Below are 26299 nucleotides of genomic sequence, written 5' to 3' on the forward strand. Positions count from 1 at the left end.
AAAGGTTCTGATGGAATGAAGGAAGAAGAAGTGTTGAAACAGCGTACAAGTCTGCTTAGGCAGCCAAAAGCCGTTTGGGCTGTTGCCTTTGCATGTGTGATTTCGTTTATGGGAATAGGACTCGTTGACCCGATCCTGCCAGCCATTGCATCACAATTACATGCATCTCCAAGCCAGGTCTCTCTTTTATTTACTAGCTACTTACTTGTGACCGGCTTTGTGATGTTTTTTACCGGTTTTATTTCTAGCCGGATTGGTGCGAAATGGACGTTATTAGTAGGACTCATTTTTATTATTGTTTTTTCTGCTTTAGGAGGTACTTCTTCAACGATTAATGAATTAATTGGCTTTAGAGGCGGATGGGGCATCGGGAATGCTTTATTTATTTCAACTGCACTCTCTGTCATTGTCGGTGTGTCTGTTGGAGGAAGTGCGAAGGCCATTATTTTATACGAGGCAGCACTAGGTCTTGGGATATCGGTTGGACCGCTGCTTGGCGGTGAGCTTGGAACAATTTCTTGGCGCGGGCCTTTCTTTGGCGTTGCCGTGTTAATGCTTATCGCTCTTTTAGCGATAACCTTTATGCTTCCACCTATGCAAAAGCCTGAGAAAAAAGTGAAATTATTTGAGGCTGTCGGGGCGTTAAAATATAAAGGACTTTTAACGATGGCATCTGCCGCTTTCTTATATAATTTTGGTTTCTTTGTGCTTTTAGCGTATTCACCATTTGTGCTCCATCTTGATGAGCATGGACTTGGTTATGTCTTTTTTGGTTGGGGGCTATTTTTGGCTGTGACCTCCGTCTTCTCCGCGCCGGTCATTCATCGTAAACTTGGGACATTGACCTCGCTGGTGGTTTTGTTTGCTTCGTTTGCTGTGATTTTATTCGGCATTGGAATATGGACGTCTCATATTGTGGTCGTGATCTGCGGAATTGTCATTGCTGGGGGAATTCTCGGTATGATCAATACGGTGCTCACGACAGCTGTGATGGGGTCAGCACCGGTTGAACGTTCAATTGCTTCATCCTCTTACAGTGCTGTACGGTTTATTGGGGGCGCGATCGCTCCTTGGATTGCCGGAGTTCTCGCTGAATCCTATACAGCAAGTACACCTTACTATGTCGGGGCTGGTGTTGTTCTTCTAGGCATGATTATTCTGCTCCTTGGACGTAAGCATTTGGTGAATATCCAAGCAGGTCATTAATTAGAAAAAAGTTCAGCGTGTAGACAAACCCTCGCATTCGGTGTCAGTTCCTGTGCGCCGATGCTCACGAATGGCAAATTCGCTCCGCAAAGGTAGCCGTCCTTCCTAGACTGCAAAGGTTTTCTATCACGCTGAAAGAAGACAAAGGGCTAAAATAAAGATCATTTTAGCCCTTTGTCACAATCATCTGAGCCTTATATCTTTTGAAGATATAAGGCTTTTTTGTCGTTATAATACTTTTGTCGTCCAAGATTCGCAATTCCATGTTTCAGTTGCCACATCTTGATAAAATTCAGGCTCGTGAGAAATCAATAAGACACTGCCTTTATATTCTTTTAAGGCGCGTTTTAGTTCTTCTTTTGCATCGACATCTAAATGGTTTGTCGGCTCATCGAGAACAAGTAAGTTGGTTTCTTCGTTGATCAGCTTACAAAGACGGACCTTTGCTTTTTCTCCTCCGCTTAATACAGACACACGGCTTTCAATATGTTTTGTCGTTAATCCGCATTTTGCAAGAGCGGCTCTGACTTCATATTGCGTGTAAGAAGGGAAGGTGCTCCATACTTCTTCAATACAAGTATTGCTGTTTTGCTCTTTTACTTCTTGCTCAAAGTAGCCAATATGCAAGAATTCTCCACGTTCCACTTCACCAGAAATAGGTGTGATTTCCCCAAGAAGACTTCGGAGCAGCGTCGTTTTTCCGATACCGTTAGCACCGTACAGCGCAATTTTTTGCCCGCGTTCCATTTTCAAATTCAATGGGCGGGAGAGCGGTTCATCATAACCAATGACCAAATCTTTCGTTTCAAAAATCAGTTTCCCAGAAGTACGTGCCGGTTTAAAGTGGAATTCTGGTTTTGGCTTTTCTGCTGCCAGTTCAATCATATCCATCTTATCCAATTTCTTTTGACGGGACATCGCCATATTTCTTGTGCTGACACGTGCTTTGTTTCTTGCGACAAAATCCTTTAGTTCAGCCACTTCCTGCTGCTGTCTTTTATAGGCTGCTTCGAGCTGCTGCTTTTTGACTTCGTACACTTGTTTAAATTGGTCGTAATCACCAACATAGCGCGTGAGCTCTTGATTTTCAACATGATAAATCAAGTTAATAACACTGTTTAAAAACGGAATATCATGTGAAATGAGGATAAACGCATTTTCATATTCCTGTAAATAACGCTTCAGCCACTCAATATGCTGCTCATCCAAATAGTTGGTCGGCTCATCGAGAAGGAGAATTTCTGGCTTCTCTAACAGCAATTTCGCTAGCAGGACCTTCGTACGCTGACCGCCGCTGAGCTCCGTCACATCACGGTCCAGTCCAAGATCCGTTAATCCAAGACCTCTTGCAATTTCCTCGACCTTGGAATCAATGATATAGAAATCATTGTTTGTCAGTGCGTCCTGAATGACGCCAACTTCCTCTAACAGCTTTTCCAGCTCATCAGGATCGGCTTCACCCATTTTGCCATAAATGTCATTCATCGCAGCTTCCATGGAGAATAAATAATGGAATGCATCCTGAAGGACTTCACGGATCGTTCTGCCCTTTTCTAGCACGGTATGCTGATCAAGGTAGCCGACACGGACATTTTTCGCCCATTCGACTTTTCCTGCATCTGGATCCAGCTTGCCAGTAATAATATTCATAAACGTTGACTTTCCTTCACCGTTGGCGCCGATTAAGCCGACATGCTCGCCTTTTAATAAACGGAAGGACACTTCGTGGAAAATGGCTCTGTCGCCAAAGCCATGACTTAAATCTTTAACAGATAATATCATTTTTTACACCTCAAATAGATTCAAAACGGCTAGTGCCTCTCATGATTATATCGAACTGTCCGGCTCGATAAAAGCATCAAAAGAAAAATTGCGTTTCAAAGCTGATTTTGAGATACTAAAGGATAGATTGAATGAGGGTAAAGGAGATCGACATGACGGAAAATTGGGCATTTTTGAAAGAAGCAAAGCCATTTATTCAGGAAAACTTTCAAGCGGCTGGCTTCGAAAAACCAACAGCTATACAAGAAAAAACAGCAGAGTGGATTACGGAGAAGCGTGATGTGATCGCAGAATCGCCAACTGGAACGGGGAAGACACTTGCGTATGTTCTGCCGCTTTTAAATAAAATTGATGTCAATATTAAGCATCCGCAAGTCTTAATCTTGGCACCTTCAAGAGAGCTTGTGATGCAAATCTTTGATGTCGTGCAAGAGTTTAAACAAGGATCAGACATCAAAGCGGTCTCCTTGATTGGTGGAGCGAACATCAAGAAGCAGCAAGAAAAACTAAAGAAACATCCGAACATCGTTGTGGCGACACCGGGCCGAGTACAAGAATTAATCAAAATCAAGAAACTGAAAATGCATGAAGTCAAAACGATTGTATTAGACGAAGCAGATCAGCTTCTTGTGCCAGAGCATATGAAAACGATCCAAGGAATCATTAAGTCCACATTAAAAGAAAGACAAATCCTTTGTTTTTCTGCAACATTGAAAGAAGAAACCGTTCAGCTGATCAAAGAAATGACATCTGAACCAGAAGTATTGAAAATTGCTAGAAGCGAGGAAGAAGCGCAGAAAGTGGGTCACTATTATCTGTTATGTGATCAGCGTGACAAAGTGAAACTGCTGCAAAAGCTATCACGGCTTGAGGACATGCAGGCGCTCGTTTTTGTACGTGACATTACGAACTTAAGCATTTATGCAGAGAAATTAGCGTACCATCATGTCGACCTTGGTGTCCTTCATAGTGAAGCAAAAAAAGCTGAACGTGCTGTGATCTTGAAATCATTTGAACAGCGTGAATTCCCGCTCCTCCTTGCAACAGATATTGCAGCAAGAGGAATCGATATTGATGATCTGCCATATGTGATTCATGCAGATATGCCAAATGAAGAGGGCTACATCCACCGTTCAGGCAGAACCGGGCGCGCAGGAAAAGAAGGCGCAGTCATCAGCCTTGTCACACCTCAAGAGCAATCAATGCTGAAAAAAATGGCGAAAAAGCTGAATCTTTCGCTTGAAGAAATTGTGTATAAGCAAGGCCGGCTGCACCTTGCGCCCAAGCAGGCATAAGAAAAGGACCCTTCCACATGGAGGGTCCTTTTTTGTTATGAAATTTTGACAAGTTGTTTCCCGACATTTTCTCCTTTGAATAGTCCAAGGAATGCGTCAGGAATGTTGTCAAAGCCTTCTATGATTGTTTCTTTATATGTGAGTTTGTCTTCTTTTACCCATTGTGCGAGATCCTTCGCTGCCTCTCCAAAACGATCTGAATAGTTGGCAACGATGAAGCCTTGCATCAATGCGCTTGTTTTGATGAGTTTTGTTTGCACACGCGGCCCGATGTCCTCGCTTGCGCTAATATTATAAGAAGAAATGGCGCCGCATACTGGAATGCGTGCAAAACGGTTTAAATGATTCATCACCGGATCTGAAATCTCGCCGCCTACATTGTCAAAATACACATCAACGCCGTTAGGGCAGGCTTTTGCAATGGCATCATCTAAATCATTTGTTGTTTTATAATTAATCGTTTCATCAAAGCCCAATTCTTTTAAATAAGCGAGTTTATCGTCAGATCCGGCAATTCCCACGACGTGTGCGCCTTTGATCTTAGCGATTTGTCCCACAACAGAACCAACGGCACCTGCTGCTCCAGAAATGACAACCGTCTCGCCTTCTTTTGGCTGGCCAATCGCAAGCAGGCCGAAGTAAGCGGTTTGCCCTGGCATGCCCAAAATCCCTAAATAATAGGACAATGGCGCAATGGACGGATCAATTTTAGTCAGAGATTCAGCTTTGGCAGTGGAGTATTCTTGCCATCCAAGGAATCCAAGGACAAAATCACCCTTTTCAAATTGAGGCGATTTCGACTCAACGACTTCTCCGACAACACCGCCCTGAATCACTTCATTTAGCTTGAACGGAGGTGTATAGGATTTTGTATCCTGCATTCGCCCTCTCATATAAGGATCTACAGAAACATATTTCGTTTGAATCAAGACCTCCCCATCTTGCGGCACAGGTATATCGACTGTTTCAAAATGAAAAACATCTTTTGTAGGTAATCCTTTAGGACGTTTAGCTAATTGAATTTGCTTTTGTTGACTCATGTCAAATCCTCCCTTTCACTTACAGCCTAGATTTACATTAACATGATGCTTCTTTTCGTTCAAAACATACGGTCTTTTCAAAACACATACAAAAAAGCAGCCGCCATCTTATCGAAGGGGACTACTTTTTCTGAAAAGATACAGAGAGGAGCGGCGGGAGACAGCCAAACAGCTGATACACATCCGCATCACGTTCTTTTAACAAATATTCGTTTGCATTTTGCATGGAGGCTTTCATCATATCGCGCGTCACAAAAGGAAAAAGGATATTCAAGTATGAGGACAACATGTCTTGTGGATCTTGTTCAATTGACTCAATATCTCCAATGTTAATAATGATGGAAAAGAGATAATCAATTGAGATGTGAAAGTGCTGTTCGGCAAACAATGTAAGCGGCTTTGTATTTGCTTCTTCAGGATTCCACTTTTGAAAAAGCTGTTTCACCAAATCACTGACAACCCAAGCATTAAACTGCTGCTCCGCTGAAAAGTAATACATCAGCTCTCCCTCATTTCTAGCCTCCAGTATAAGAATTGTACAACAAATCAACAGGATTGAACATGATAATTCAGAAAATTTAGTCATTTTTACAGGATTTTTGTCAAAAATAAGTCGATAGACATGGTACGTCTTTCAAGAAAATTGGATGTGCTCGTGGAAGGTTTAATGTCAAAAGTGACGGGTAAAAGATTCGTAAGACGTTAAAGGAGGAATATAAAATGAAACCTGTTGTAAGAGAGTATTCAAATGATGAAACACTTCAAAAAGATGTAGAGCAATTAAAGGCACTCGGTGTTGCAAGAGAGGACATTTATGTTCTGTCCCATGACGATGATCGAACAGAGCGTATTGCAAATAATGCAGATGCCAATACGATTGGCTCAAGAGAAGTTGGACTCAAACATGCGGTTGGGAACATCTTTAGTAAAAAGGGTGATGAGCTCCGCAATAAAATTCATGAAATTGGTTTCTCAAAAGAAGAAGCTGAGACATTTGAAGAACATTTAGACGAAGGGAAAGTCCTTCTCTTTGTCACAGATCATGAAAAAGTGAAAAACTGGGCGTAAACGCCAACCGAAAAAGCCTCTTACTTTTGTAAGGGGCTTTTTTTCATGCTTCCATGTCTGAAAGAGAGACATATATCTTTTTTACGATAATAAGTAAATACAGAAGTATGGAATAAATAGTAAACTCTCTAATTGAAAATGCCGTTATACCAATGAAAATCATGGAGAATCAAAAAAAATAGTCGAAATATCACAAAAAACCATTCGGGAAATAATCATTGTATCTTTCTATTTTGATTTAAAATTAAATAAAAACTTGTGTAATTTAGTAGATAAATTTCTTAGTTCTATTGGTTTAAGTTGTATTTTTGTGTAGAAATAAGTGTTTTAAGGTCAAAAAACCACGAAAAATACCTGTATTTTCAATTAGAAATTCATTTTAATGTTTAGGAAATAATTTGTTGACAAAATAAACTAAAAACAATATATTTGGCTTAATCCAGTCATTATGGAATTAGTTGTTAAATTTCTGGCGGGTTTATTCCAAGCATAATCTAGTGAAAGGGGGTGGCAAGAACCAAAGCGTAAGCGCCTCTTAGGTACAAAAATGTCTACTAGAACAGAACAAATCGTCGTTTACTTGAAGAAAAAATGATCACCATTCTAAACAGTAGATTGATCTTTCTACTAAAAGCATAGTGTAAGAGATTGAAAAAGACGTTAAGTCCTTATAAAAAAGAGAAAGCGGTTTCAATAAGAAATGTGAGTTGATCGAACGGTAAAGGAGGTGAACTCATATGAAAAAAAGAGAGAACAAGCTGAGGCGGTGCGGCCTTCGAACGGCTGCATATGAGGATGAATGCTGAAAAAGAAGAGTAAACATGTGGGGTGCTTCTCTTCTTTTTCAGAAAAACAGATTTTCCTAAAAAATCCATCTTTCATTTTAACATAAGGTTTTTGGCTTGAAAACCACCTTTGCCCGAAAAGAAGATTGTGAATTGAAGGAGGTTTCATGATGAAAAAGGCTTTGTACCATGAAGACAGTGGATTGTATTTAGAAAAGATGCGCATGGCATTCCAAGAGCATTATGAGCAAAGAACAGATATGTGGTCTACTGATCCATCCTTAACAGACGCAGCAGTGATGTCATTAAAGGCATGGCGTTCAAGGGAAAAGAATGCACTTGCTTCTGTGCTGGATATCGGGTGCGGCAACGGCCGTGCACTAGAACATTTAAGCGGGCTTTCCGCATATGTCGGTATCGACCTGTATGAGCATGAGGAGTGGGCAGGGTTACAGAAAAGAGAAACAGTTCCTGTCCATTTTGTTCATCAAGATTTTATGTCATGGTCCATGGATCAGGGACGCGGGATGCAGTTTGATTTAATTTTAGATCATGGCTGCTTTCATCATCAACATCCTGATGATCATGAACGTTATTTAAAACAGGTCTCTTCTTTACTTCATGAAGGCGGTGTCTTTTCACTTGTTGTCTGGGGAGAACAGTGGAAAACAGGATTAATCGGAGAAGATGGCCGTTTCCATTTTTCATTTTCAGATTCTCAGCTTGGCGAAAAAATTTGTACATCAGGTCTTGAGCTTGTATCCATATCACCGTTACAAGCGAAGGCTGGAATAAGCCAGCATCATGTCATTGCCGTCAAAATCTAGTACAAAGGTGAGTGATTCAAAGCTAGCAGAGGAGTTCATGGGAAGAAAGAGCGTCTGCCAATCAAGAGCGTTTGCTGCTCTGACAGAAAATAAAGCATATGAACCAAAATTTCTGCTCCTTTGTACTGGAAAAGGACAAGGTCTAAAACGATGAGAGACATCGCACATCCATTTCCTTCTGCGGGAGCACACAAGCTGAGGGGTGCGTACACATATTCATCACTCCATCACTGCGCTATGGGAGTCGATTTGGGTGCAGTGATGAATAGGGGGGAGACTAATGAACAAGTTTGTAGATGAATTACAATCAATGATTCATCATTTTACCTTTCAAGATAAACACTATTTGCTCGTGGGGCCTGTGAATTTGCCAATTTCCATTCAACATGAAGAAGTGCCATTTAAGTGGTATGCCTTCGCGCCTGTTGAACGGGATACAAAACCAACGATCGAATCGATTGTCCAAATGAGTACCGCGCAGCAAACCTTTTCCTCTTGTCTCTTATTTGGCGACTTTGAAAATGAACGGCCGCCGCTTGTGCGAATCCATAGTGTCTGCCAAACAGGAGATGTGTTTGGGTCACTGAAATGTGATTGTGGTCCACAGCTTGCATTATCGCTGAAGAAAATCACCGATTACGGAAAAGGCATGCTTGTGTATATGGCCAATCAAGAAGGTCGGTCTATTGGGCTGATGGCAAAAGCGTTGACGTATAAATTACAGGAGATGCAGCTGGATACTTTTGAAGCCAACCGCCTGATCGGCTGCGGGGATGATGATCGGCATTACGAGGAAGCAGCAGCTGTTTTGCACTATTTAAACAAAGGAAAACCATTGCATTTACTAACGAACAATCCAGATAAAGTCGATTCTATTGCAGCTTTCGGTCTTCCTGTTTTGCGGTTTGATCATACGGTCGAAGCCTCTCTCTACAATGAAGCCTATTTAAAGGCAAAAGCAGCCTCAGGGCATATGGTCGATGAGAAGAAATTAATTAATCAATAGACGAGTTTATTGAAAGAAGGCGGGAGAAAAGCGTGAAACCTGATATCAATTGGATTCAAATCCCAAGCGGCTATGCAACGATTGGAAGTAATGAAGAAGATATGAAAAAGGCAGCAGAATTCTGGAAGGACAAGTTGCTCAATCCAACCTACGGCCGTGAGAAAAAATTTCAAAAATGGCTGTACAAAGAATTTCCGTCCTATCAGCCGTATATCAACGAATTTTTTATCTCAGATACGGTCGTCAGCAATGAACTGTATCAAAGCTATTGTGATGAAACAGGCCAGACATACCCGGAGAGTTTAACGAACGAAGAGCTTGGCGGGGGAAAAGATCATCCAGCTTGGGGCATGGACATTGAGGATGCCTTCTCGTTCTGTCAGTGGCTGAGCGGGAAACTTGGGATTGATGTTTCGATTCCTACTGAAGAAGAATGGGAGTATGCTGCCCGGGGAAACACGAGAAATCAATACCCGTGGGGAGATGAGTTTGATCCTTCTTACTGCAATACGCACGAATCAAATATTGAAAAAACGACGCCTGTCCGTCATTACGAAAAGGGCCGATCCTTATTTGGTCTTTATGATATGGGAGGAAACGTCGAGGAATGGGTCAACACCAAATATCACGTTTATGAAGGCGGCATCGAGGTCGTCGATGATTTAACGGAAACACTCGGAAGTGATTACTACATTTTAAAAGGCGGCTCTTTCGCAAGAGGCGGAGATTTATGCAGAGTCGCAAGAAGACACGGGAAGCACCCAGATCCTGTTTTTCGATTTACTGGTTTTCGTTTAGTGACTCGTCAAAAACAACATATAAAGGTGGGAGTGTAAAACTATGCATAGAGGACCAATTACATCTGTTTTATCAACTCAGCACGACCAAATTGTTTACACTGGCGGCTATGACCGCTGTATTTATCAGTGGAACCGGGCGACGGGAGAAGGAACGTTTATTGGCAGTCACGAGCATATCATTAACTCTTTATCTCTTTCTGAAAACGGAAAGTATTTAGCAAGTGCATCGTCAGACTATACCATTCAATTGTATGATACAGGCACACATACCCGAATCCGCACGTTGTTTGGTCATGCAGATGATGTAGAAGCCGTCGCTTTTGCGAAGCAGGATACTTTACTTGTATCCGTGTCTAGAGATAGAAGATGCTTAGTCTGGGATATCGAAACGGGCGCTATTTTAAGAGAATTCCATGGCCATAGCAAAGATGTATTAGCTGTATGGATACATGGTGATAAAGCTTATACAACAGGTGATGATGGATATGTCCTTGTATGGCTGTATGAAACCGGAGAAATTGTAGGGGAAATCGGCCCGTTTGATTATGAGCTCGATACAATCAGCGGCAGCAATCAAAAAGAAGTATTCGCACTTGGCAGAGATGATGGCACTGTTATTATTTACGATGCAGCTACTTTACAGGAGAAGAAAATCATCAAAGCCCATTTACAGGGCGTCAAGCGCGTGAATTTTTCTCCAAGCGGCAATTACTTGCTGACAGCAGGCTACGACCATTTAATTAAGCTGTGGAATTATGAAACAGGTGATTTAGTCGATACACTGCTGCCTCATAAATATCAGTGGGAGCGCTCACTTGTCTGGACAGAAGATGAGAAGTCAATACTAGGGGCCAGCTTTGGAAAAACATATTGTGAATGGTCGATCGAAAAGGGCAAAGTCATATCAGATGAGATCGAAATGGCGACACCATCTATCAATGATATTGCGCTGACTGATGCGGGTGATATTATTACCGCATCTGATGATGGAAAATTCAGAAAAAATGGGATTGAAATCGCCAAATCGACGGGCGTTTTAACAAATGGAGTAGCTGTTGCACGGGATGGAAGCTATTATGCGTGGGGAGATCATGCAAGTCAGGTGCATATTGTTCATGAGTCATTAAAGCAAATGGTTTCGTTTGATCTTAACACAGGTCCGGTCAACAGCGTATATTTCCACGAGGAGGATCGTCAATTTTATATTGGAACTTATGGCGGTTATGTCCATGTCATTTCGACAGAACACTTAAAGGAAATCGGCCGTTCCAAAGCACACGATTGTGCAGTTAAAGCATTAAAGGTAGAAGGAGATCTTATCATCACAGCAGCAGTTGAAGGAACCATCTGTCTTTTAGATAAAAAGAGTTTGTCCTTAAAAGCGGAATACATTGGTGCGACAGAGCTGTTAAATGATGTCTTTATTGATAGTAAACGAGACCGTATCGCCATTGTCAGCCGCGACAAGAATGTGAGATTGTTTGATTTGCATACAGGAAGAATTTTAGACCAGCATAACGAACACCAGTATTCGATTAAATCGGTCACAGTCACAGACTCAGGCTATATTGTAAGCGGTGATTATTGGGGCTATATCGTTGTGTGGAATCCAGAGCTGGATGTCAACACCGGCCCAATTAGAATTGCCCAAAATGGGATTAGTGCCATCAGACAATTAGGCAATGATGTATATGCAAGCTCATATGACGGCGGGATTTATCACGTTCGAGAAGATGGGACGCATACCGAAGTACTACGCTTATTTGAACAATTTCCGAAAGAAGTAATCTCTCATTAAGAAAAAGAATGTAAGCGGGGGATTCTCATGATAAGTGTTTGCAAGGAACATATGAAAAAAGGTCTGTCTGTACTCAATTGTCCGCATGTGCTCCTCATTAATAAATATGAATGTCGCAAATGCTGTTTTTGTAAACAACGAGCATCTTATAAACTTTTTTATTCCTTGCCTTACTATGATCGATCTGAAAAGAAACGGATGGAAAAAATATAGCACATGAGAATAGAACTCCTTCATTCCCTGAAGGAGTTCTTTCCCTTGAAAGAGAGGAAAGGAGACTTACATGAAAGACGATGTTTTTTATATGAAGCTAGCGATTGCCAACGCAAAGGCCATGAAAGGACAAACCTCGCCAAATCCGCTTGTCGGGGCAGTGGTAGTCAAAAAAGGTGAGATCGTTGGAATTGGTGCTCACATGAAGGCGGGCGAGCCGCATGCTGAAATTCATGCGCTGCAAATGGCAGGAGAAAAGGCGAAGGGGGCTCATCTATATGTGACGCTCGAACCTTGTTCGCATCATGGAAAAACAGGTCCTTGCTCAGAAGCCATTATAAAGAGCGGGGTGAAACGTGTGGTCATTGCCACTGGGGACCCAAATCCACTTGTAGCAGGTAAAGGGGTCACGATGTTGAAACAAGCAGGGATAGAAGTAGAAGAAGGGATATGTAAGCGGGAAGCGGACAGCTTAAATCTTCCTTTTTTTCATTCGATACAATCAGACCTTCCTTATGTCATATTAAAAACAGCCATTTCGTTAGATGGGAAAATTGCAACAGCTCATCAAGAAAGCAAATGGATTACAGGGACAGAAGCGAGGAATGAAGTGCAGCAATTACGTCAAGAAGCAGATGCTGTGATAACAGGCGTCGAAACCATTATTCAAGATGATGCAGGTCTTATTGTAAAAGATTCATTCGTGACACAGCCCATTCGTGTCATTTTAGATTCCACCTTAAGGATTCCGCTTCATGCGAAATGTTTAAATGATCATATGGCAGAAACCATCATTTGTACCTCAAACAAGTATGATCAAAAAAAATACCATCAACTGGTGCAAAAAGGACATCAAGTATTTGTCACAAGCGGAGAAAATCGGACAGATCTTCATGCGGTGTTACGTATGCTGAAAAGGCGCTCTGTGATGTCGGTGCTTGTAGAGGCGGGAGGGAGTGTGAGCGCATCCTTTTTAGAAGCGTCACTTGTGAACGAAGTCATTATTTATATGGCACCATTATTAATTGGAGGGAAAGATGCACCTACTTTCTTTGAAGGAGAAGGTACGAAATCATTAAAAGAAGCCATCCGGCCGGTAGATATGGATTATAGTATGGTAGGAAAAGATTTAAAAATGACGATGAGACTTTAATGAAAGAAGGACCTTGTGCATAAAGTGCAAGGTCTTTTGATTATTTTAAAAAAATAAAAGTGTACATACACCTTTCCCAGTCATGATGAATACGATGGATGGGGGTGATTCCATGAAAAGATGTAGGCAATGTGGTAAGACATATCCAACTCATTCGACAGACCACTACCAAAAAGGAAGCTGGTATGATGCGTATAAGGATGATGGCTGGGAATGTGATAGTTGTAAAAAAGGGATATCAGAAAAGCCTAGGAAACCAGTAAAAAATCCTTGCTGCGGAAAAGATCCTTGTGTTTGTGTGATTCAAGGTCCGCCAGGCGGGAGAGGAAAAAGAGGCCCAGCAGGTCCAGCGGGTGCAGTGGGTCCAGCGGGTCCGGCAGGCCCAGCAGGTCCAGCAGGTCCAATCGGTCCAACAGGCGTAGGTTTAACAGGCATCTTGGCATTTGATCCAGCAGTAGCACCAACCTACCCAGTAGGGCAAGTGGTGACATACGATGGCAGTACGTACGTCGTCAATTCAGTACCTCCATTAGGTACACCGGATACGTCGGCAGATTATACATTATTAGCTGCAGCGGGGGAAACAGGTACAGGGCCAACAGGTGTCACAGGAGATCCAGGTCCAACTGGAGCCACAGGCGCCACCGGCGTGGGTTTAACGGGAGTCGTACCGTATGATGCTGCAGCAGCGCCAGGATACCCATTTGGGCAAGTGGTGACATATGAAGGTGGAACATATCTTGTGAACACAGCATCACCAACAGGTACACCAGATACATCACCAGATTATACGTTATTAGCAGCCGCAGGCGCGACTGGCGTTACAGGCGCTACCGGTACGGGTGCAACTGGAGCAACGGGGGAAATTGGTCCAACCGGAGTTACTGGCGTCACGGGAGCAACGGGGGAAATTGGTCCAACCGGAGTTACTGGCGTCACGGGAGCAACGGGGGAAATTGGCCCAACTGGAGCCACCGGTGTCACAGGTGCAACTGGGGTAACTGGTGATACGGGCGCAACAGGTGCAACAGGTGCAACAGGGATCACAGGAGCGACGGGAATCGGCTTAGCCGGCGTCACGGCGTTTGATCCAGCGGCAGCCCCAACGTATCCAGTAGGTCAAGTGGTCACGTATGAAGGTGGAACCTATATCGTGAACACAGCACCGCCAACAGGAACACCAGATACGTCACCAGATTATACGTTATTAGCAGCCGCAGGCGCGACTGGCGTTACAGGTGCAACCGGTACAGGAGCGACGGGAGTAACAGGCGTTACAGGAGCAACGGGGGAAATTGGTCCAACCGGAGTTACTGGCGTCACGGGAGCAACGGGGGAAATTGGTCCAACCGGAGCCACCGGCGTCACGGGAGCAACAGGAGAAATTGGCCCAACTGGAGCCACCGGTGTCACAGGTGCAACTGGGGTAACTGGTGATACGGGCGCAACAGGTGCAATCGGGATCACAGGAGCGACGGGAGCAACAGGAGAAATTGGCCCAACCGGAGTCACTGGCGTCACGGGAGCAACGGGGGAAATTGGTCCAACCGGAGTTACTGGCGTTACAGGAGCAACGGGGGAAATTGGTCCAACCGGAGCCACCGGTGTCACAGGTGCAACTGGGGTAACTGGTGATACGGGCGCAACAGGTGCAACCGGGATCACAGGAGCGACGGGAGTAGGCTTAGCCGGTGTCACGGCGTTTGATCCAGCGGCAGCCCCAACGTATCCAGTAGGTCAAGTGGTCACGTATGAAGGTGGAACCTATATCGTGAACACAGCACCGCCAACAGGCACACCAGATACGTCACCAGATTATACGTTATTAGCTGCCGCAGGCGCGACTGGCGTTACAGGTGCAACCGGTACAGGAGCGACGGGAGTTACAGGAGTGACTGGAGCGACCGGTGCAACTGGAATAACCGGAGCTACGGGAGAAACAGGGGTTACCGGAGCAACCGGTGCAACTGGAATAACCGGAGCCACGGGAGAAACAGGGGTTACCGGAGCTACGGGAGCTACGGGAGCTACGGGAGCAACAGGAGTGACCGGTGTAACGGGTATTACAGGTTTAACTGGAGCAACGGGTGTAACCGGTGCAACAGGAGCCACCGGAGTCACAGGTACAGGAGCCACAGGAGCCACCGGTCCAACAGGAGTGACAGGATCGAGTGCGATCATTCCGTTTGCATCAGGTACACCTGCTGTCCTGACAACAATTGCAGGCGGTCTTGTTGGAACATCCAGCTTGATCGGATTTGGTAACTCAGCGACAGGTGTCAGTATTTTAGGCGGAGTAATTGATTTAACAGGCGCTGCAGGCACTTTACTCAACATGGCGTTCTCAGTTCCGAGAGCTGGGACGATCACGTCATTTGCAGGCTATTTCAGCACAACAGCAGCTCTTTCTTTAGTCGGCACGAGTATTACCGTAACGGCTAGTCTATTCGCTTCACCGACACCAAATAACAGTTTCACTCAAGTAGCGAGTGTCACATTAGCACCAGCTTTAACCGGTGTTTTAACGCTGGGTGCGATTGCAAACGGTATTGCGACTGGTCTAAATGTACCAGTCACACCGGAAACACGATTGCTTGTTGTATTCTCCGCATCAGCTACAGGTCTATCCTTAGTGAATACTGTAGCAGGCTATGCGAGTGCTGGTTTATCGATCACGTAATAGGCATACAGGGACGACTCGATTTTGAGTCGTCTTTTTTGTTTGAAAGAATTTTCTCTTAACTTAGTCAGAAAAAATGATATCATTTTCATAGAGTCTATTCGGGTGAATCTACTGAATTAGGGGTTGTAGCGGTGAGGATGGGCAAAAGGAAAGTCACTTTACAAACGAAAATTTTGGGGTTAATTATCGGGCTTTTGCTTGTTGTCATTGCGTTATTAACCATTTGTTTTGGTTTTCTGCAGACATCAGAAAGGCAGGGACAAGCTGAACAGCTGGCGGTGCAGACCGCTAGAACAATATCATATATGCCGCCCATTAAAGCATCGGTGGCTCTATCAGCGTCCCAAAATGAAGAACAGGCAGTGCTTGAGCAAATGAAGGAGCAAGTAAGAGCACATGCCATCTTCATTACCAATCGAAAAGGAAAGGTCCTTGTTCATACGAATCATGAGGACGTAGGAAAGACCATCAGTGTATCGGAAGGAAGAAGTACTCTCTTATTTGGAGGAACTTCCATATCAACTGATGATTCTAATGGTGAAACCGTTGTCAGAGGCAGTGCACCCATTATGAAAGAAACAGAAGGGCATGAAGAAATTATCGGCACAGTCACCGTCGAATTTTTAAAAAAAGAAATCGATCAAGCGACAGCTCATCAGCTATTGAAGCTTAGCTATATTGCCCTTCTTGTGCTCTTGCCGGGCATATTCGGTGCGATTTTTTTAACGAAGAGTATTCGCAAAGATACATTAGGGCTTGAGCCGCATGAAATAGCTTCGTTGTATCGAGAAAGAGAAGCGATGCTGCTCGCTATAAAAGAAGGGATCATTGCGTTTGACCAGAAAGGCGCGATTACGATGATGAATACATCAGCTGAGCACATGCTGCGCGTCTCATCAGAGCTGCCTCTTCATATTGATCAAGTCTTGCCAAATGCCAAACTTCTTCTCTATTTAAAGGCAGAGACGATTGAACCTAACATCGAAACCGTCGTCAATGATAAAACCTATGTCTTAAATGTGAAAAAAGTAATGCAGGATCATCGAGTATTCGGAGGGATTGTGAGCTTCAGAGAGAAAACAGAGCTGACGAAGCTGCTGGATACATTAACAGAGGTCAGCCAATATTCAGAAGACCTAAGGGCCCAAACGCACGAATTCTCAAATAAGCTGTACGCCATTTTAGGCCTGCTTGAGCTGAAGCAAGTCGATGAAGCCATCGACTTAATTAAAGAAGAATATCATCTGCAAAACCGTCAGCACGATTTACTCATGAAGCAGATTCGGTCTCCTAAAATACAAGCCATCTTACTTGGCAAGTTAGGGAAAGCATCTGAGAAGAAAGTCCATTTCCACATTGATGAAAATAGCTCACTTGAGCCGCTCCCAGCTCATTTAAGCCTATCTCACTTTATCACCATCATTGGCAATCTCGTTGATAATGCTTTTGAAGCTGTATTAAATAAGGAGAAGCGCGAGGTAGACCTGTTCATCACAGATATTGGGTTTGATATTATCATAGAAGTGTCAGATTCAGGTGATGGAGTGAATGAAGAGGAGCTCTCACAGATTTTCACAAGAGGCCATTCGTCAAAGGGAGAAGGACGAGGCTATGGGCTTGCAAATGTGAAAGAAGTGTTGGACGAGCTTGGGGGCTGGATTGAAGTTGCGAACCAAAAAGAAGGCGGTGCCATCTTCACTGTATACATACCGAAAGGCACAAAGGGGGAATAGATGGTGATTAAGGTACTCATTGCGGAGGATGATTTTCGAATCGCTGCCATTCATGAATCTTATATACAAAAGATAGAAGGATTTAAGGTCGCTGGAAAGGCAAAGAGTGCAAAGGATATGTGGGAGGCGCTCCAGAGGGAACAAGTGGATCTCATCTTGCTTGATGTCTATATGCCTGATGAGCTCGGCACAAACCTGCTGCCGCTTTTAAGAGAACGCTATCCTGAAGTAGATGTGATCATTATCACGGCTGCAACGGAAACGACGCTTTTAAGAGATGCGCTTCATTACGGAGTGGTTCATTATTTAATCAAACCGGTGACCGCACAAAAGTTTGCACAAGTTTTAACCGAATACAAAGAGAAGAAAGACATCATCAATTCAAAAGATGAAGTCAATCAAACGATGATCGATCTGTTTTTTGGGCAGATGCAGGAAGAGCCAAAACAAAGGGATGACAGAGATCTTCCTACAGGCATCAATTCACTGACCTTGGACAAAGTGAAAACATTGATGGCATCCGAGATTAGCGGAATTACAGCAGAAGAACTCGGGGAAAAGATGGGCGCATCACGTACAACGGCGAGACGGTACGTAGAGTATCTCGTGACAACAGGGGAATGCCGGGCAGAGCTTGCATACGGAATCATTGGCAGACCTGAACGTAAATATTACCCTGCCAAACAAGCGGAGTCATAAAAGATGAAAAAAGGAATACTTTTTGTGATCGTGCTCTGCCTTTGTATGACGCTTACCTTTAATGAAAAAAAGGCCGGTGATTCTTTCCTGCAGCAAAGCTCCTTATATATTGTGGTGTCGGGTGTACCAGAGGGGGGATTTGACCAAACGGCTCAGGTGATGAAATCAGTGCTTGAACAAGAGAAGCTGGTGAACCGGCCTGTGAACATTCTTTATCAAAGAGGCGGAACGGTGGATAAAGGATGGACATACATGATGGAGCGAGAAGCCAACTATATCAGTTTAAATTCAAGCTTATTGTTAAGCCGTAATTTGCTTGGCAGCAGTAACGTGACGATGAATGATGTGACACCGCTGGCAATCCTTGCAGAAGAGTGGCAGGTCGTCGCAGTCCCAGTGGATTCTCCTTTTTCAAATGGGAAGGAGCTGTTACACGCACTTAAGAAAAAACCAGATTCCTTAAAAATTGGGTTTGCCCCTGATTTTGGAAATGATGATCAAATCTCATTCGCCCGGGCAGCAGAAATGGCAGGAATTGATCCATATCGCATTCAATTTTTGAAATTTGACAGTGCAGATGATTTATTTCAGGCGCTCATCGACCATGAGGTGGATGCAGCAACGACTACCATTACAGAGGTTCGTCATGATTATGAAAAAAAGAGGCTGAAGCTCGTAGCGACGACAACCAGCCAGCGCTTAGATGGATTTGAAGATGTGCCGACATGGAAAGAGCAGGGCATTCCGCTCATCTTTTCCCATTGGCGCGGTGTGATGGGCCCAAAACAAATGAGTCAGCATGAGGTTCGTGAATGGGATCAGCTTCTTCAAAAAATGACGAAAACGAAGTCCTGGAAAAAGCGATTAAAGCAAAAGGGCTGGACAAGTCGTTATATGAACAGCAAAGAGGCAAAGGTCTTTATGGAAGATCAATTAAGGCAATATGAGCAATTGATACAAGGAGAACAAGCGATCGAGTGAGACCGCTTCCAGCGTGTAGACAAACCCTTGCATTTGGTGCCGGTTCTGTGTGCTGGTGCTCACGAATCTCATATTCGCTCCGCTCCAGTACTCATCCTTCCTAGACTGCAAAGGTTTTCTATCACACTGAAAAGAAGACAAAGGGCTTAAATAAACCCTTTGTTTTTTTCATGGAATTAAAAAGCCCAATGTTTGAACAAAATGAACAAAAAGCATTTATCGACCGAAAAAGAATTAAAATTCATAATATTTACTTCAATTCTCACCTCAGATATGATGACAAAAAGGGTTGGAAATGGGATACCAACACATTAATGAAAGCGTATACAACATAAGGGGTGAACAATATGTTAGCAATTTTAGGATTTCTTATGATGATTGTATTTATGGTTTTGATTATGACGAAACGTATGTCTGTTTTAACGGCATTGGTGTTAACACCAATTGCATTTGCTCTTATTGCAGGTTTTCATTTTACAGAAATTTCAGACATGATTGTCAAAGGCGTGCAGCAAGTCGCACCAACAGCGGTCATGATCATGTTTGCGATTTTGTACTTTGGCATTATGATTGATGCGGGTTTATTTGACCCAATGGTGGCGAAAATTTTAAAAATCGTTAAAGGCGATCCATTAAAAATCGTTGTCGGAACAGCTGTCTTAACGATGCTTGTTGCACTTGATGGTGATGGAACGACAACGTATATGATTACAACAACAGCGATGCTTCCACTATTTACGCTGCTTGGCATCCGTCCAATTATTTTAGCGGGTATTGCCGGGGTTGGCATGGGAATTATGAATACAATTCCATGGGGAGGAGCTACACCTAGAGCGGCGAGTGCACTTGGCGTTGATCCTTCACTTTTATTTGGACCAATGATTCCAGTCATTGGTGCAGGGGTTCTCAGTATGATTATTGTTGCTTATTTTCTTGGAAAAGCCGAAAGAAAACGCCTTGGTGTGATTGAACTTGACCAGCCGATTCATGCAAATGAAATGGCAGCGGCACTGCAAGATGACATCAAACGGCCGAAGCTTTGGTGGTTTAACCTGGCGCTGACTTTGTTATTGGTGCTGCTGCTTGTATCAGGTAAAGTCAGCTTAACTGTTCTATTTGTTCTTGCTTTCTGTGTGGCGATTATCGTGAACTATCCGAACTTGGACCAGCAGCGTGAGCGAATTGCGGCTCACTCAACAAACGTTTTAGCCATTGCTTCGATGATTTTTGCGGCAGGTGTTTTTACAGGTATTCTAACTGGAACGAAAATGGTCGATGAAATGGCGATTTCGATTGTATCTGCAATTCCAGAGCAGCTGGGCGGCTTTATTCCAGTCATTGTCGCATTAACAAGCGGGATCTTTACTTTCTTTATGCCGAATGATGCATACTTTTACGGCGTACTGCCGATCCTATCAGAAACAGCGGCAGCATACGGTGTCGATAAAATTGAGATTGCCAGAGCTTCTATTATTGGTCAGCCGATTCATATGTTAAGTCCACTTGTTCCATCGACTCATTTACTTGTTGGACTTGTTGGGGTATCACTGGATCAGCATCAGAAATTTGGGATGAAATGGGCTGTGCTGGCAGTCGTCGCTATGACCGTCATGGCGGTTCTCATTGGGGCCATTTCCATCTGGTAAATAAAAAAGTGTCTGCTGCGGGCAGGCACTTTTTTTAGGTCATATTGCCGACCAGGCTCCATTCATTTGCCCTAGACAAAGACAAGCCTGTTCCTCCAAAAGATTTATTTTTGAAAAATACTGACACTTTTGCTGTTTTTTTCTTTATAATGCAAATCAACGAAGGGAGAGGATAGCATGTCCAAACGAAAAGGCACAATTCTTTTTGCTGCTGCATGCCTCTTAGCAGGCAGTTTGTCGATGGTGAGCCCAGCTTCAGCTCATGCAGAAACCCTTTATTATGGAAAGAGTTATGAACAGCCAGCTTCAGTGAAAAAGCTATACCCTGAGCCTGACGAGACGTTTGATACCCCTGCCTTTCAGAAAAAAGGAGAAGCATTTACGACCCAAGAAGAGCTACAAGCTTTCTTACGAGACATTGTCCGCAAAAGTCCTTACGCCACGCAGAGACAGATTGGAACATCCATTGAAGGCAGATCCATTCCGGCTCTGTACTTTACAAAGGATCGCTCCATAACGCCACTTTCAAAAAAGCCAACCATCTGGCTCCAAGCACAAATACACGGAAATGAACCAGCCTCCGGTGAATCTGCTCTCGTCATTGCAAAACGATTAGCAGGTGAAGAAGGAGAGCGTATACTCAATCATGTCAATATCATCATTGTCCCAAGAATCAATCCTGATGGTTCTTATGCGTTTGACCGCAGACTGGCAAACGGATTAGACGGAAACCGTGATCATATGACATTAGAATCTCCAGAACTGACAGCCCTGCATCAAGAATTTAATCGGTATGCGCCAGAAGTGGTCATTGATGCCCATGAATACGATGTGGGTCAAAAGCAGTTTGAAAATATCGGTTCATCAGGCGCTCTCAAATATCATGATTTGCTTATTCTTTCAGGGAAGAATCTAAATATTCCAGAAAGCATCCGGCTGACATCAAATGAGTTGTATGTAAACGGAGTTCGTGAAACGCTGACAAATAAAGGGTTTTCTAACGATTTGTATTATACAAACACAAGAGGAAAGGATGGAAAGATCGACATCTATGAAGGTGGAACGGATGCGCGAATTGGCCGTAATGCCCTTGCACTTTCGCCAGCCCTGTCATTTCTTGTAGAAAGCAGAGGGATTGGGATTGGAAGAGAGGATTTTGCCCGCCGCGTCGCTGCCCAAGTAGCCACCCATGAAAAAATCATTGAAACTACAGTGAAACATGCCAAACAGGTGAAGCAGCAAATGGTGACGGAGCGGCTGAAGCTGGTCAAAAAAGGACTGCTGCCAAATGATGATGATCAGGTAGTCATTCAAGACGATTTCAAAGCATCTGTCAATGACTCGCTGGAAATGGTTGATATTGAGAAGGGACAAACGACTCAAGTTCCTGTACGCTTTCACAGTGCGAGCGATGCTGTTCCCATCTTAACAAGAGAACGGCCGACAGCTTATCTCATTCTTCCGGGGCATGAAGGAGTAGAAAGGAAACTCAGAACATTAGGATTAAAAAGTGTCACATTGCCGGCTGGCATGAAAGTGCCGGTACAAGCCTATCAGGTGGCAAAGCGAGAGGAAAAGAGCAAAACAGATATTCAGCTTGAAACAAAGCTCGTTGACAAGAAACGCCAGCTGCCAAAAGGAACAAAGGTATATGTCACGGCACAGCCGCAAACCAATTTGCTCTCACTTGCCCTTGAACCAGAATCAAAGGACAGCTATATGTCATCAGGGTTTATTGCTTCAAAAGCAGGTGATGAACTGCCAGTCTATCGTTTCATGCTTCCAAAAAAGACGTTAGGCATTCAATAAAAAGGACTAAAATGATAGCCCTTTATCAAATGTAAAAGCGGCACTAGGCGTGCCGCTTTTTTTATTTTCGTCCAGCTCTTATTTCATCTGTCATGCCTTCATATGGTGCTTCTGCGATAATGGTTTCGTCATTCACACCTGCATGATGGATATACGTAATGTCCGCAAATTCTGGGACAACATATTTTGGATAGGTTTCGTATTTTTCACGAGATTCTTTCATGAGATCGATGTAGTCATTTTGATAGCAGACGGTGATGTCTGGACGTTCATGCACCCATTTTGGGAAGAAGATGACGCCATGCATGCGTTTTTCTTCAGGCATAAAGTTCAGAGAGACGTCTGTACCAGTTGGTTCTGTCCAAGAGACTTTGTATACGCCTTTTGTCAGCTTCACAATATTTACTTCTTGATCACGGACCCAGCGACCTCCAACCATTCCGCTATGAATGCGGTAATCAATGGTGTGATCGTTTTTAATGTAAATCTCATATTCCCAGCCATTTTCATACGTATAAATCATATGAAGTCCAACGAATTGATCCATGTTTATTCCTTCTTTCATTAGAATGATGTTTTTTCAAACATGTTGTGATTTACATATTTATTTTAAAGTCTATGGTATACTATTGTCAAAGAATAAGCGTTGGAGGCACATCATGAGAGTACTAAAATATGCCATTCTTGGCTTGCTGGATCAGCATGAGCTGACGGGATACGATATCACGAAACATTTTAAGGATTCCCTTGGACAGTTTTGGAGTGCGAAGCACAGTCAGATTTACCCTGAGCTGAAGCGTCTTACAGAGGAAGGATTTATTGAATTTGATATTCACATACAAGGAAAAAAGCTGGAGAAGAAGGTCTATCAAATCACAGCGGCAGGAAAAGAAGAATTGCGTCAGTGGTTAAAAACAAAAGATCCGATTCCGGAAACAACAAAGGATGAATTCATGCTCAAAACCTTTTTCATCTCCTCCATGGACAAAAAAGAAGCGGCTGACCTGTTTGCGTATCAACTGTTAGAGCGCACCAAGAAAGTAGATGTGCTGGAACAAAAGCTGCACGCTTTGACAGAGGAAGACCCTTCTGCTGAATCGCTACATTCAGCTCAATTTGGGCATTACTTAGTGCTGACAAGGGCAATTGAAAGAGAAAAAGGCTATGTCCGCTGGCTCCAAAAGACCCTTAAACGTATTGATTCATCTATGGTCTAAGGACAATGGTCGGATGATATGATAAAAAATGGTTTGAAACGAGTGAATTTATCAATAGAAACCGCTACAATGGATATATTCGTATTAAAGTGAGGCGAGTATGTTTGAGTAATCAAGAAGCGTTGTGGAATGAAGCAGAAGCTTTTATTTCTGTATGCTATGAAGAATTAAACAAGTCAAATGAAGAGAAAGCAGCACGTCTGCATGAAATAAAAAAAGAAATTGAGTCTGAAGGAATTTATACGCATACACTAGAGGAATTAGCTCACGGGGCGAAAATGGCATGGCGCAACAGTAACCGCTGCATTGGCCGTTTGTTTTGGTCGACCCTGCAAGTGCATGACTGCCGGCATGTAAAGACAGAGGATGAGGTGAAGGAGGCGCTCTTTCATCATATTGAGTATGCGACAAATGGCGGGAAAATCAAACCGTCCATTACGATCTTTCCCCCAGAGAAGAACAGGCAGAAGGAAGTCGTCATTTATAATCATCAGCTCGTTCGTTATGCAGGCTATAAAACTGAATATGGCATCATCGGCGACGAGGCATCTCTTGAATTAACAAAATTATGTGAAGAACATGGCTGGAAAGGGGAGGGCACACATTTTGATATTCTGCCTCTCATGTTTCAGCTAAAAGATCAGCCGCCTGTTCTGTATGAGCTTCCGAAAGAAATCGTCCAAGAGGTAGAGATCACCCATCCTGAATACGATGAATTCCGTGATTTAGGACTGAAATGGTATGCGGTTCCGATTATTGCTGATATGAAATTAGAGATTGGCGGTATTCATTACAATGCTGCACCGTTTAATGGCTGGTATATGGGCACAGAAATTGGCGCACGCAACCTAGCGGATGAAAACCGCTACAATATGCTGAAAAAAATCGCTTCTCTTTTAGGACTGGACACAACCAAGAATTCGTCCCTTTGGAAGGATAAAGCCATTGTCGAATTGAACGAGGCGGTTCTCCATTCTTATCGCGAAGCAGGGGTGACCATTGTTGATCATCACACAGCAGCACATCAATTCAAGCAGTTTGAAAAGCAGGAAGAAAAGGCTGACCGCAAGCTGACTGGGGACTGGACATGGCTGATTCCCCCAGTATCACCAGCTGCTACCCACATATTCCACAAGAATTACGACAATACCATTGTGAAACCAAACTATTTTTATCAGGACAAGCCCTATCACGGGACAGAAAAAGCCTAGCGAAAGCTAGGTTTTTTTATTATCTTATTCGAAAATCCTGATAATGAGCCAGCTCAGTGAGCGGCTCCATTTGCATGTCGGTGACTTTTGAAAAAGGACTTCCTTTCCGGACAGTCTCTAAGAAATCAATCACTTTCTGCTGCTCACCCTCTACCTTTAACTCGACATGACCTTCATCTGTGTTGCGTACCCAGCCTTTCATTCCACTATTGACAGCTTCTCCCTGAACAAAATAACGAAAGCCGACTCCTTGCACACGTCCTTTTACAATGGCGTGATAATGAATCATGATCATCACTCCTTTTTTCACATCGTACCATAGCCTGCATCTGATCTTCACGCCTCGACTATGATTTGATTGTCAAACGATGTAAAATAAAAGCCAGTAGACAACCAAAGGAGATGGCCATCGTGGGACAAAAGAGATACGACATAGAAGGAATCCAAGTAGGACAGCCTATCATTACCTATGCGAATGGAAAAGAAATCAAAACAGCCATCAACAAAAGGCGCATTCATGAGCCTGTGTATTTAAGTCAGGTCAATTTTGAAGGAGATGGTCAGGGGGATTTGGTTCATCATGGGGGTTATGATAAAGCCGTCTGCGTCTTTCCGTATGATCATTATGCTCACTTTGAACAATTTTTAGGGGTTCCATTACAGGAAGCTGCCTTTGGCGAGAATGTAACAGTACGCCAGCTAGTTGAAACGAATGTGCATATTGGCGATGTGTTTCAGCTTGGGGATGCATTTGTTGAGGTGAGCCAGCCAAGACAGCCTTGTGTGAAATTGTCTCTTAAGCATGGCAACATGAAGCTTGTAAAGGAAGTGCAAAAAACAGGGTATACAGGCTTTTATTTACGTGTATTGAAAGAAGGCATGGTGCCGCCTGATGCATCGCTAGTACTAGTAGAAAAAGCGTCCCATCAAATTACGGTCAATGAGGTCAATGAAGTCAAATATCGTCAAACAAGTCCAGAGAGACTGAAAGCCGTTCTTGAAGTAGATGCCTTAGCAGATGTGGTCAGGAAGTCTTTAGAAAAACGAATTCAGCACATTTAAAAAAAGCCGTACATCAGCTTAAGATGTGCGGCTTTTCTAAGCTTATGAGCTGCGTTTCTTTTGCTCAAGAAGATTTGCAAGGAAATATGTTTTTAAGCTTTGAAGCTTTCTTCCTTCATGCTTGGTCACACCAAGCTTCTTTAATTCTTCGACATACCAGCCTTTGCTACCATAATGCATGATAGAAAACTCCTTTCAATTGAAACTGCCTGCATTGTAACATCTCAAAAAAGGAGGTGAAAAGCGTGCAGGTGTCAAGAAATGAAAACTGATTCTATCTACCTA

24 protein-coding genes are annotated in these 26299 nt (G+C 43.4%); 17 read left to right on the forward strand and 7 right to left on the reverse strand.

Annotated elements, in window-relative coordinates; all coding sequences use genetic code 11:
* The first annotated feature begins 15 nt into the window (after positions 1-15).
* On the forward strand, positions 16-1206 hold the full coding sequence (locus NSQ34_RS03570; RefSeq protein WP_176966829.1) for an MFS transporter: 1191 nt from the start codon (positions 16-18) through the stop codon (positions 1204-1206).
* 228 nt (positions 1207-1434) lie between these two features.
* On the opposite strand, the gene NSQ34_RS03575 is transcribed toward NSQ34_RS03570, so the two are convergent.
* The gene (locus NSQ34_RS03575; RefSeq protein WP_034282735.1) at positions 1435-2988 is read right to left on the reverse strand and encodes an ABC-F family ATP-binding cassette domain-containing protein; all 1554 of its coding nucleotides are present in this window, start codon (positions 2986-2988) and stop codon (positions 1435-1437) included.
* A 152-nt stretch (positions 2989-3140) separates the two neighbouring features.
* Here NSQ34_RS03575 and NSQ34_RS03580 point away from each other — a divergent pair, with 152 nt between their 5' ends.
* Positions 3141-4283, forward strand: coding sequence for a DEAD/DEAH box helicase (locus tag NSQ34_RS03580; RefSeq protein ID WP_268456686.1), 1143 nt, complete (start codon positions 3141-3143; stop codon positions 4281-4283).
* Positions 4284-4318: 35 nt separating this feature from the next.
* Here the strand turns inward: NSQ34_RS03580 and NSQ34_RS03585 are convergent, their stop codons facing one another.
* Positions 4319-5323: an NADP-dependent oxidoreductase gene (locus NSQ34_RS03585; RefSeq protein ID WP_342501040.1), complete on the reverse strand. Its 1005-nt coding sequence runs from the start codon at positions 5321-5323 to the stop codon at positions 4319-4321.
* A 121-nt stretch (positions 5324-5444) separates the two neighbouring features.
* On the reverse strand, positions 5445-5822 hold the full coding sequence (locus NSQ34_RS03590) for a YfmB family protein (protein WP_024426642.1): 378 nt from the start codon (positions 5820-5822) through the stop codon (positions 5445-5447).
* Positions 5823-6043: 221 nt separating this feature from the next.
* Here NSQ34_RS03590 and NSQ34_RS03595 point away from each other — a divergent pair, with 221 nt between their 5' ends.
* Both NSQ34_RS03595 and NSQ34_RS03600 read left to right on the forward strand, forming a co-directional pair.
* Positions 6044-6391 carry a general stress protein gene (locus tag NSQ34_RS03595; RefSeq protein ID WP_034282732.1) on the forward strand — a complete coding sequence of 116 codons (348 nt, stop codon included), beginning with the start codon at positions 6044-6046 and terminating at the stop codon, positions 6389-6391.
* Between the two features lie 955 nt (positions 6392-7346).
* A complete protein-coding gene (locus tag NSQ34_RS03600) occupies positions 7347-8003 on the forward strand; it encodes a methyltransferase domain-containing protein (RefSeq protein WP_024426640.1) in 657 nt (218 codons plus the stop codon).
* A gap of 35 nt (positions 8004-8038) precedes the next feature.
* Here the strand turns inward: NSQ34_RS03600 and NSQ34_RS03605 are convergent, their stop codons facing one another.
* The gene (locus tag NSQ34_RS03605; RefSeq protein ID WP_254968622.1) at positions 8039-8164 is read right to left on the reverse strand and encodes a hypothetical protein; all 126 of its coding nucleotides are present in this window, start codon (positions 8162-8164) and stop codon (positions 8039-8041) included.
* 119 nt (positions 8165-8283) lie between these two features.
* On the opposite strand from NSQ34_RS03605, the gene NSQ34_RS03610 reads away from it, so the two are divergent.
* The 10 genes from NSQ34_RS03610 to NSQ34_RS03655 all read left to right on the forward strand — a co-directional run bounded on the left by NSQ34_RS03610 (position 8284) and on the right by NSQ34_RS03655 (position 22524).
* Positions 8284-9009: a GTP cyclohydrolase II gene (locus NSQ34_RS03610; protein WP_024426639.1), complete on the forward strand. Its 726-nt coding sequence runs from the start codon at positions 8284-8286 to the stop codon at positions 9007-9009.
* Between the two features lie 32 nt (positions 9010-9041).
* Positions 9042-9845 (forward strand): SUMF1/EgtB/PvdO family nonheme iron enzyme, encoded by an 804-nt coding sequence (locus tag NSQ34_RS03615; RefSeq protein WP_024424597.1) that lies wholly within the window; start codon positions 9042-9044, stop codon positions 9843-9845.
* Positions 9846-9849: 4 nt separating this feature from the next.
* A complete protein-coding gene (locus tag NSQ34_RS03620) occupies positions 9850-11607 on the forward strand; it encodes a WD40 repeat domain-containing protein (RefSeq protein WP_024426638.1) in 1758 nt (585 codons plus the stop codon).
* A gap of 283 nt (positions 11608-11890) precedes the next feature.
* Positions 11891-12973, forward strand: coding sequence for a bifunctional diaminohydroxyphosphoribosylaminopyrimidine deaminase/5-amino-6-(5-phosphoribosylamino)uracil reductase RibD (ribD, locus tag NSQ34_RS03625; RefSeq protein WP_024426637.1), 1083 nt, complete (start codon positions 11891-11893; stop codon positions 12971-12973).
* A gap of 112 nt (positions 12974-13085) precedes the next feature.
* Positions 13086-15653, forward strand: a complete 2568-nt coding sequence (locus NSQ34_RS03630) for an exosporium glycoprotein BclB-related protein (protein ID WP_342501041.1) — start codon at positions 13086-13088, stop codon at positions 15651-15653.
* Between the two features lie 140 nt (positions 15654-15793).
* Positions 15794-17389, forward strand: a complete 1596-nt coding sequence (locus tag NSQ34_RS03635; protein ID WP_208945899.1) for a sensor histidine kinase — start codon at positions 15794-15796, stop codon at positions 17387-17389.
* A gap of 3 nt (positions 17390-17392) precedes the next feature.
* A complete protein-coding gene (locus NSQ34_RS03640) occupies positions 17393-18088 on the forward strand; it encodes a response regulator (RefSeq protein ID WP_046314340.1) in 696 nt (231 codons plus the stop codon).
* Positions 18089-18091: 3 nt separating this feature from the next.
* Positions 18092-19069, forward strand: coding sequence for a tripartite tricarboxylate transporter substrate-binding protein (locus tag NSQ34_RS03645; protein WP_034283665.1), 978 nt, complete (start codon positions 18092-18094; stop codon positions 19067-19069).
* Between the two features lie 347 nt (positions 19070-19416).
* Positions 19417-20715, forward strand: a complete 1299-nt coding sequence (locus NSQ34_RS03650) for a citrate:proton symporter (RefSeq protein WP_034283666.1) — start codon at positions 19417-19419, stop codon at positions 20713-20715.
* A gap of 177 nt (positions 20716-20892) precedes the next feature.
* Positions 20893-22524, forward strand: a complete 1632-nt coding sequence (locus tag NSQ34_RS03655; RefSeq protein WP_098676662.1) for a M14 family metallopeptidase — start codon at positions 20893-20895, stop codon at positions 22522-22524.
* A gap of 61 nt (positions 22525-22585) precedes the next feature.
* On the opposite strand, the gene NSQ34_RS03660 is transcribed toward NSQ34_RS03655, so the two are convergent.
* On the reverse strand, positions 22586-23071 hold the full coding sequence (locus NSQ34_RS03660) for a phenolic acid decarboxylase (RefSeq protein ID WP_008341777.1): 486 nt from the start codon (positions 23069-23071) through the stop codon (positions 22586-22588).
* 112 nt (positions 23072-23183) lie between these two features.
* On the opposite strand from NSQ34_RS03660, the gene NSQ34_RS03665 reads away from it, so the two are divergent.
* Positions 23184-23741 (forward strand): PadR family transcriptional regulator, encoded by a 558-nt coding sequence (locus NSQ34_RS03665; RefSeq protein WP_034283668.1) that lies wholly within the window; start codon positions 23184-23186, stop codon positions 23739-23741.
* 104 nt (positions 23742-23845) lie between these two features.
* Positions 23846-24952 (forward strand): nitric oxide synthase oxygenase, encoded by a 1107-nt coding sequence (locus NSQ34_RS03670; RefSeq protein ID WP_041116165.1) that lies wholly within the window; start codon positions 23846-23848, stop codon positions 24950-24952.
* Between the two features lie 19 nt (positions 24953-24971).
* Here the strand turns inward: NSQ34_RS03670 and NSQ34_RS03675 are convergent, their stop codons facing one another.
* Entirely contained in the window at positions 24972-25241 is a 270-nt protein-coding gene (locus NSQ34_RS03675; RefSeq protein ID WP_265192001.1) for an acylphosphatase, read from the reverse strand.
* A 122-nt stretch (positions 25242-25363) separates the two neighbouring features.
* Between NSQ34_RS03675 and NSQ34_RS03680 the strand changes: the two genes are divergently transcribed.
* A complete protein-coding gene (locus tag NSQ34_RS03680; protein ID WP_268413608.1) occupies positions 25364-26014 on the forward strand; it encodes an MOSC domain-containing protein in 651 nt (216 codons plus the stop codon).
* 42 nt (positions 26015-26056) lie between these two features.
* On the opposite strand, the gene NSQ34_RS03685 is transcribed toward NSQ34_RS03680, so the two are convergent.
* The gene (locus tag NSQ34_RS03685) at positions 26057-26194 is read right to left on the reverse strand and encodes a YflJ family protein (protein ID WP_064497716.1); all 138 of its coding nucleotides are present in this window, start codon (positions 26192-26194) and stop codon (positions 26057-26059) included.
* Positions 26195-26299: the final 105 nt, after the last annotated feature.

Source organism: Bacillus sp. FSL P2-0069, assembly GCF_038593315.1.
GTDB classification, from domain to species: Bacteria; Bacillota; Bacilli; order Bacillales; family Bacillaceae; genus Bacillus; species Bacillus safensis.

What these genes read in the sequence shown, in the direction of transcription:
- NSQ34_RS03685 (WP_064497716.1), bottom strand. Translation starts at nt 26,194, where the DNA reads ATGCATTATGGTAGCAAAGGCTGGTATGTCGAAGAATTAAAGAAGCTT.
- NSQ34_RS03570 (WP_176966829.1), top strand. Translation starts at nt 16, where the DNA reads ATGAAGGAAGAAGAAGTGTTGAAACAGCGTACAAGTCTGCTTAGGCAG.
- NSQ34_RS03580 (WP_268456686.1), top strand. Translation starts at nt 3,141, where the DNA reads ATGACGGAAAATTGGGCATTTTTGAAAGAAGCAAAGCCATTTATTCAG.
- NSQ34_RS03655 (WP_098676662.1), top strand. Translation starts at nt 20,893, where the DNA reads ATGTCCAAACGAAAAGGCACAATTCTTTTTGCTGCTGCATGCCTCTTA.
- NSQ34_RS03650 (WP_034283666.1), top strand. Translation starts at nt 19,417, where the DNA reads ATGTTAGCAATTTTAGGATTTCTTATGATGATTGTATTTATGGTTTTG.
- ribD (WP_024426637.1), top strand. Translation starts at nt 11,891, where the DNA reads ATGAAAGACGATGTTTTTTATATGAAGCTAGCGATTGCCAACGCAAAG.
- NSQ34_RS03630 (WP_342501041.1), top strand. Translation starts at nt 13,086, where the DNA reads ATGAAAAGATGTAGGCAATGTGGTAAGACATATCCAACTCATTCGACA.
- NSQ34_RS03660 (WP_008341777.1), bottom strand. Translation starts at nt 23,071, where the DNA reads ATGGATCAATTCGTTGGACTTCATATGATTTATACGTATGAAAATGGC.
- NSQ34_RS03600 (WP_024426640.1), top strand. Translation starts at nt 7,347, where the DNA reads ATGAAAAAGGCTTTGTACCATGAAGACAGTGGATTGTATTTAGAAAAG.
- NSQ34_RS03645 (WP_034283665.1), top strand. Translation starts at nt 18,092, where the DNA reads ATGAAAAAAGGAATACTTTTTGTGATCGTGCTCTGCCTTTGTATGACG.
- NSQ34_RS03575 (WP_034282735.1), bottom strand. Translation starts at nt 2,988, where the DNA reads ATGATATTATCTGTTAAAGATTTAAGTCATGGCTTTGGCGACAGAGCC.
- NSQ34_RS03635 (WP_208945899.1), top strand. Translation starts at nt 15,794, where the DNA reads ATGGGCAAAAGGAAAGTCACTTTACAAACGAAAATTTTGGGGTTAATT.
- NSQ34_RS03605 (WP_254968622.1), bottom strand. Translation starts at nt 8,164, where the DNA reads ATGTCTCTCATCGTTTTAGACCTTGTCCTTTTCCAGTACAAAGGAGCA.
- NSQ34_RS03675 (WP_265192001.1), bottom strand. Translation starts at nt 25,241, where the DNA reads ATGATTCATTATCACGCCATTGTAAAAGGACGTGTGCAAGGAGTCGGC.
- NSQ34_RS03585 (WP_342501040.1), bottom strand. Translation starts at nt 5,323, where the DNA reads ATGAGTCAACAAAAGCAAATTCAATTAGCTAAACGTCCTAAAGGATTA.
- NSQ34_RS03590 (WP_024426642.1), bottom strand. Translation starts at nt 5,822, where the DNA reads ATGTATTACTTTTCAGCGGAGCAGCAGTTTAATGCTTGGGTTGTCAGT.
- NSQ34_RS03620 (WP_024426638.1), top strand. Translation starts at nt 9,850, where the DNA reads ATGCATAGAGGACCAATTACATCTGTTTTATCAACTCAGCACGACCAA.
- NSQ34_RS03595 (WP_034282732.1), top strand. Translation starts at nt 6,044, where the DNA reads ATGAAACCTGTTGTAAGAGAGTATTCAAATGATGAAACACTTCAAAAA.
- NSQ34_RS03610 (WP_024426639.1), top strand. Translation starts at nt 8,284, where the DNA reads ATGAACAAGTTTGTAGATGAATTACAATCAATGATTCATCATTTTACC.
- NSQ34_RS03665 (WP_034283668.1), top strand. Translation starts at nt 23,184, where the DNA reads ATGAGAGTACTAAAATATGCCATTCTTGGCTTGCTGGATCAGCATGAG.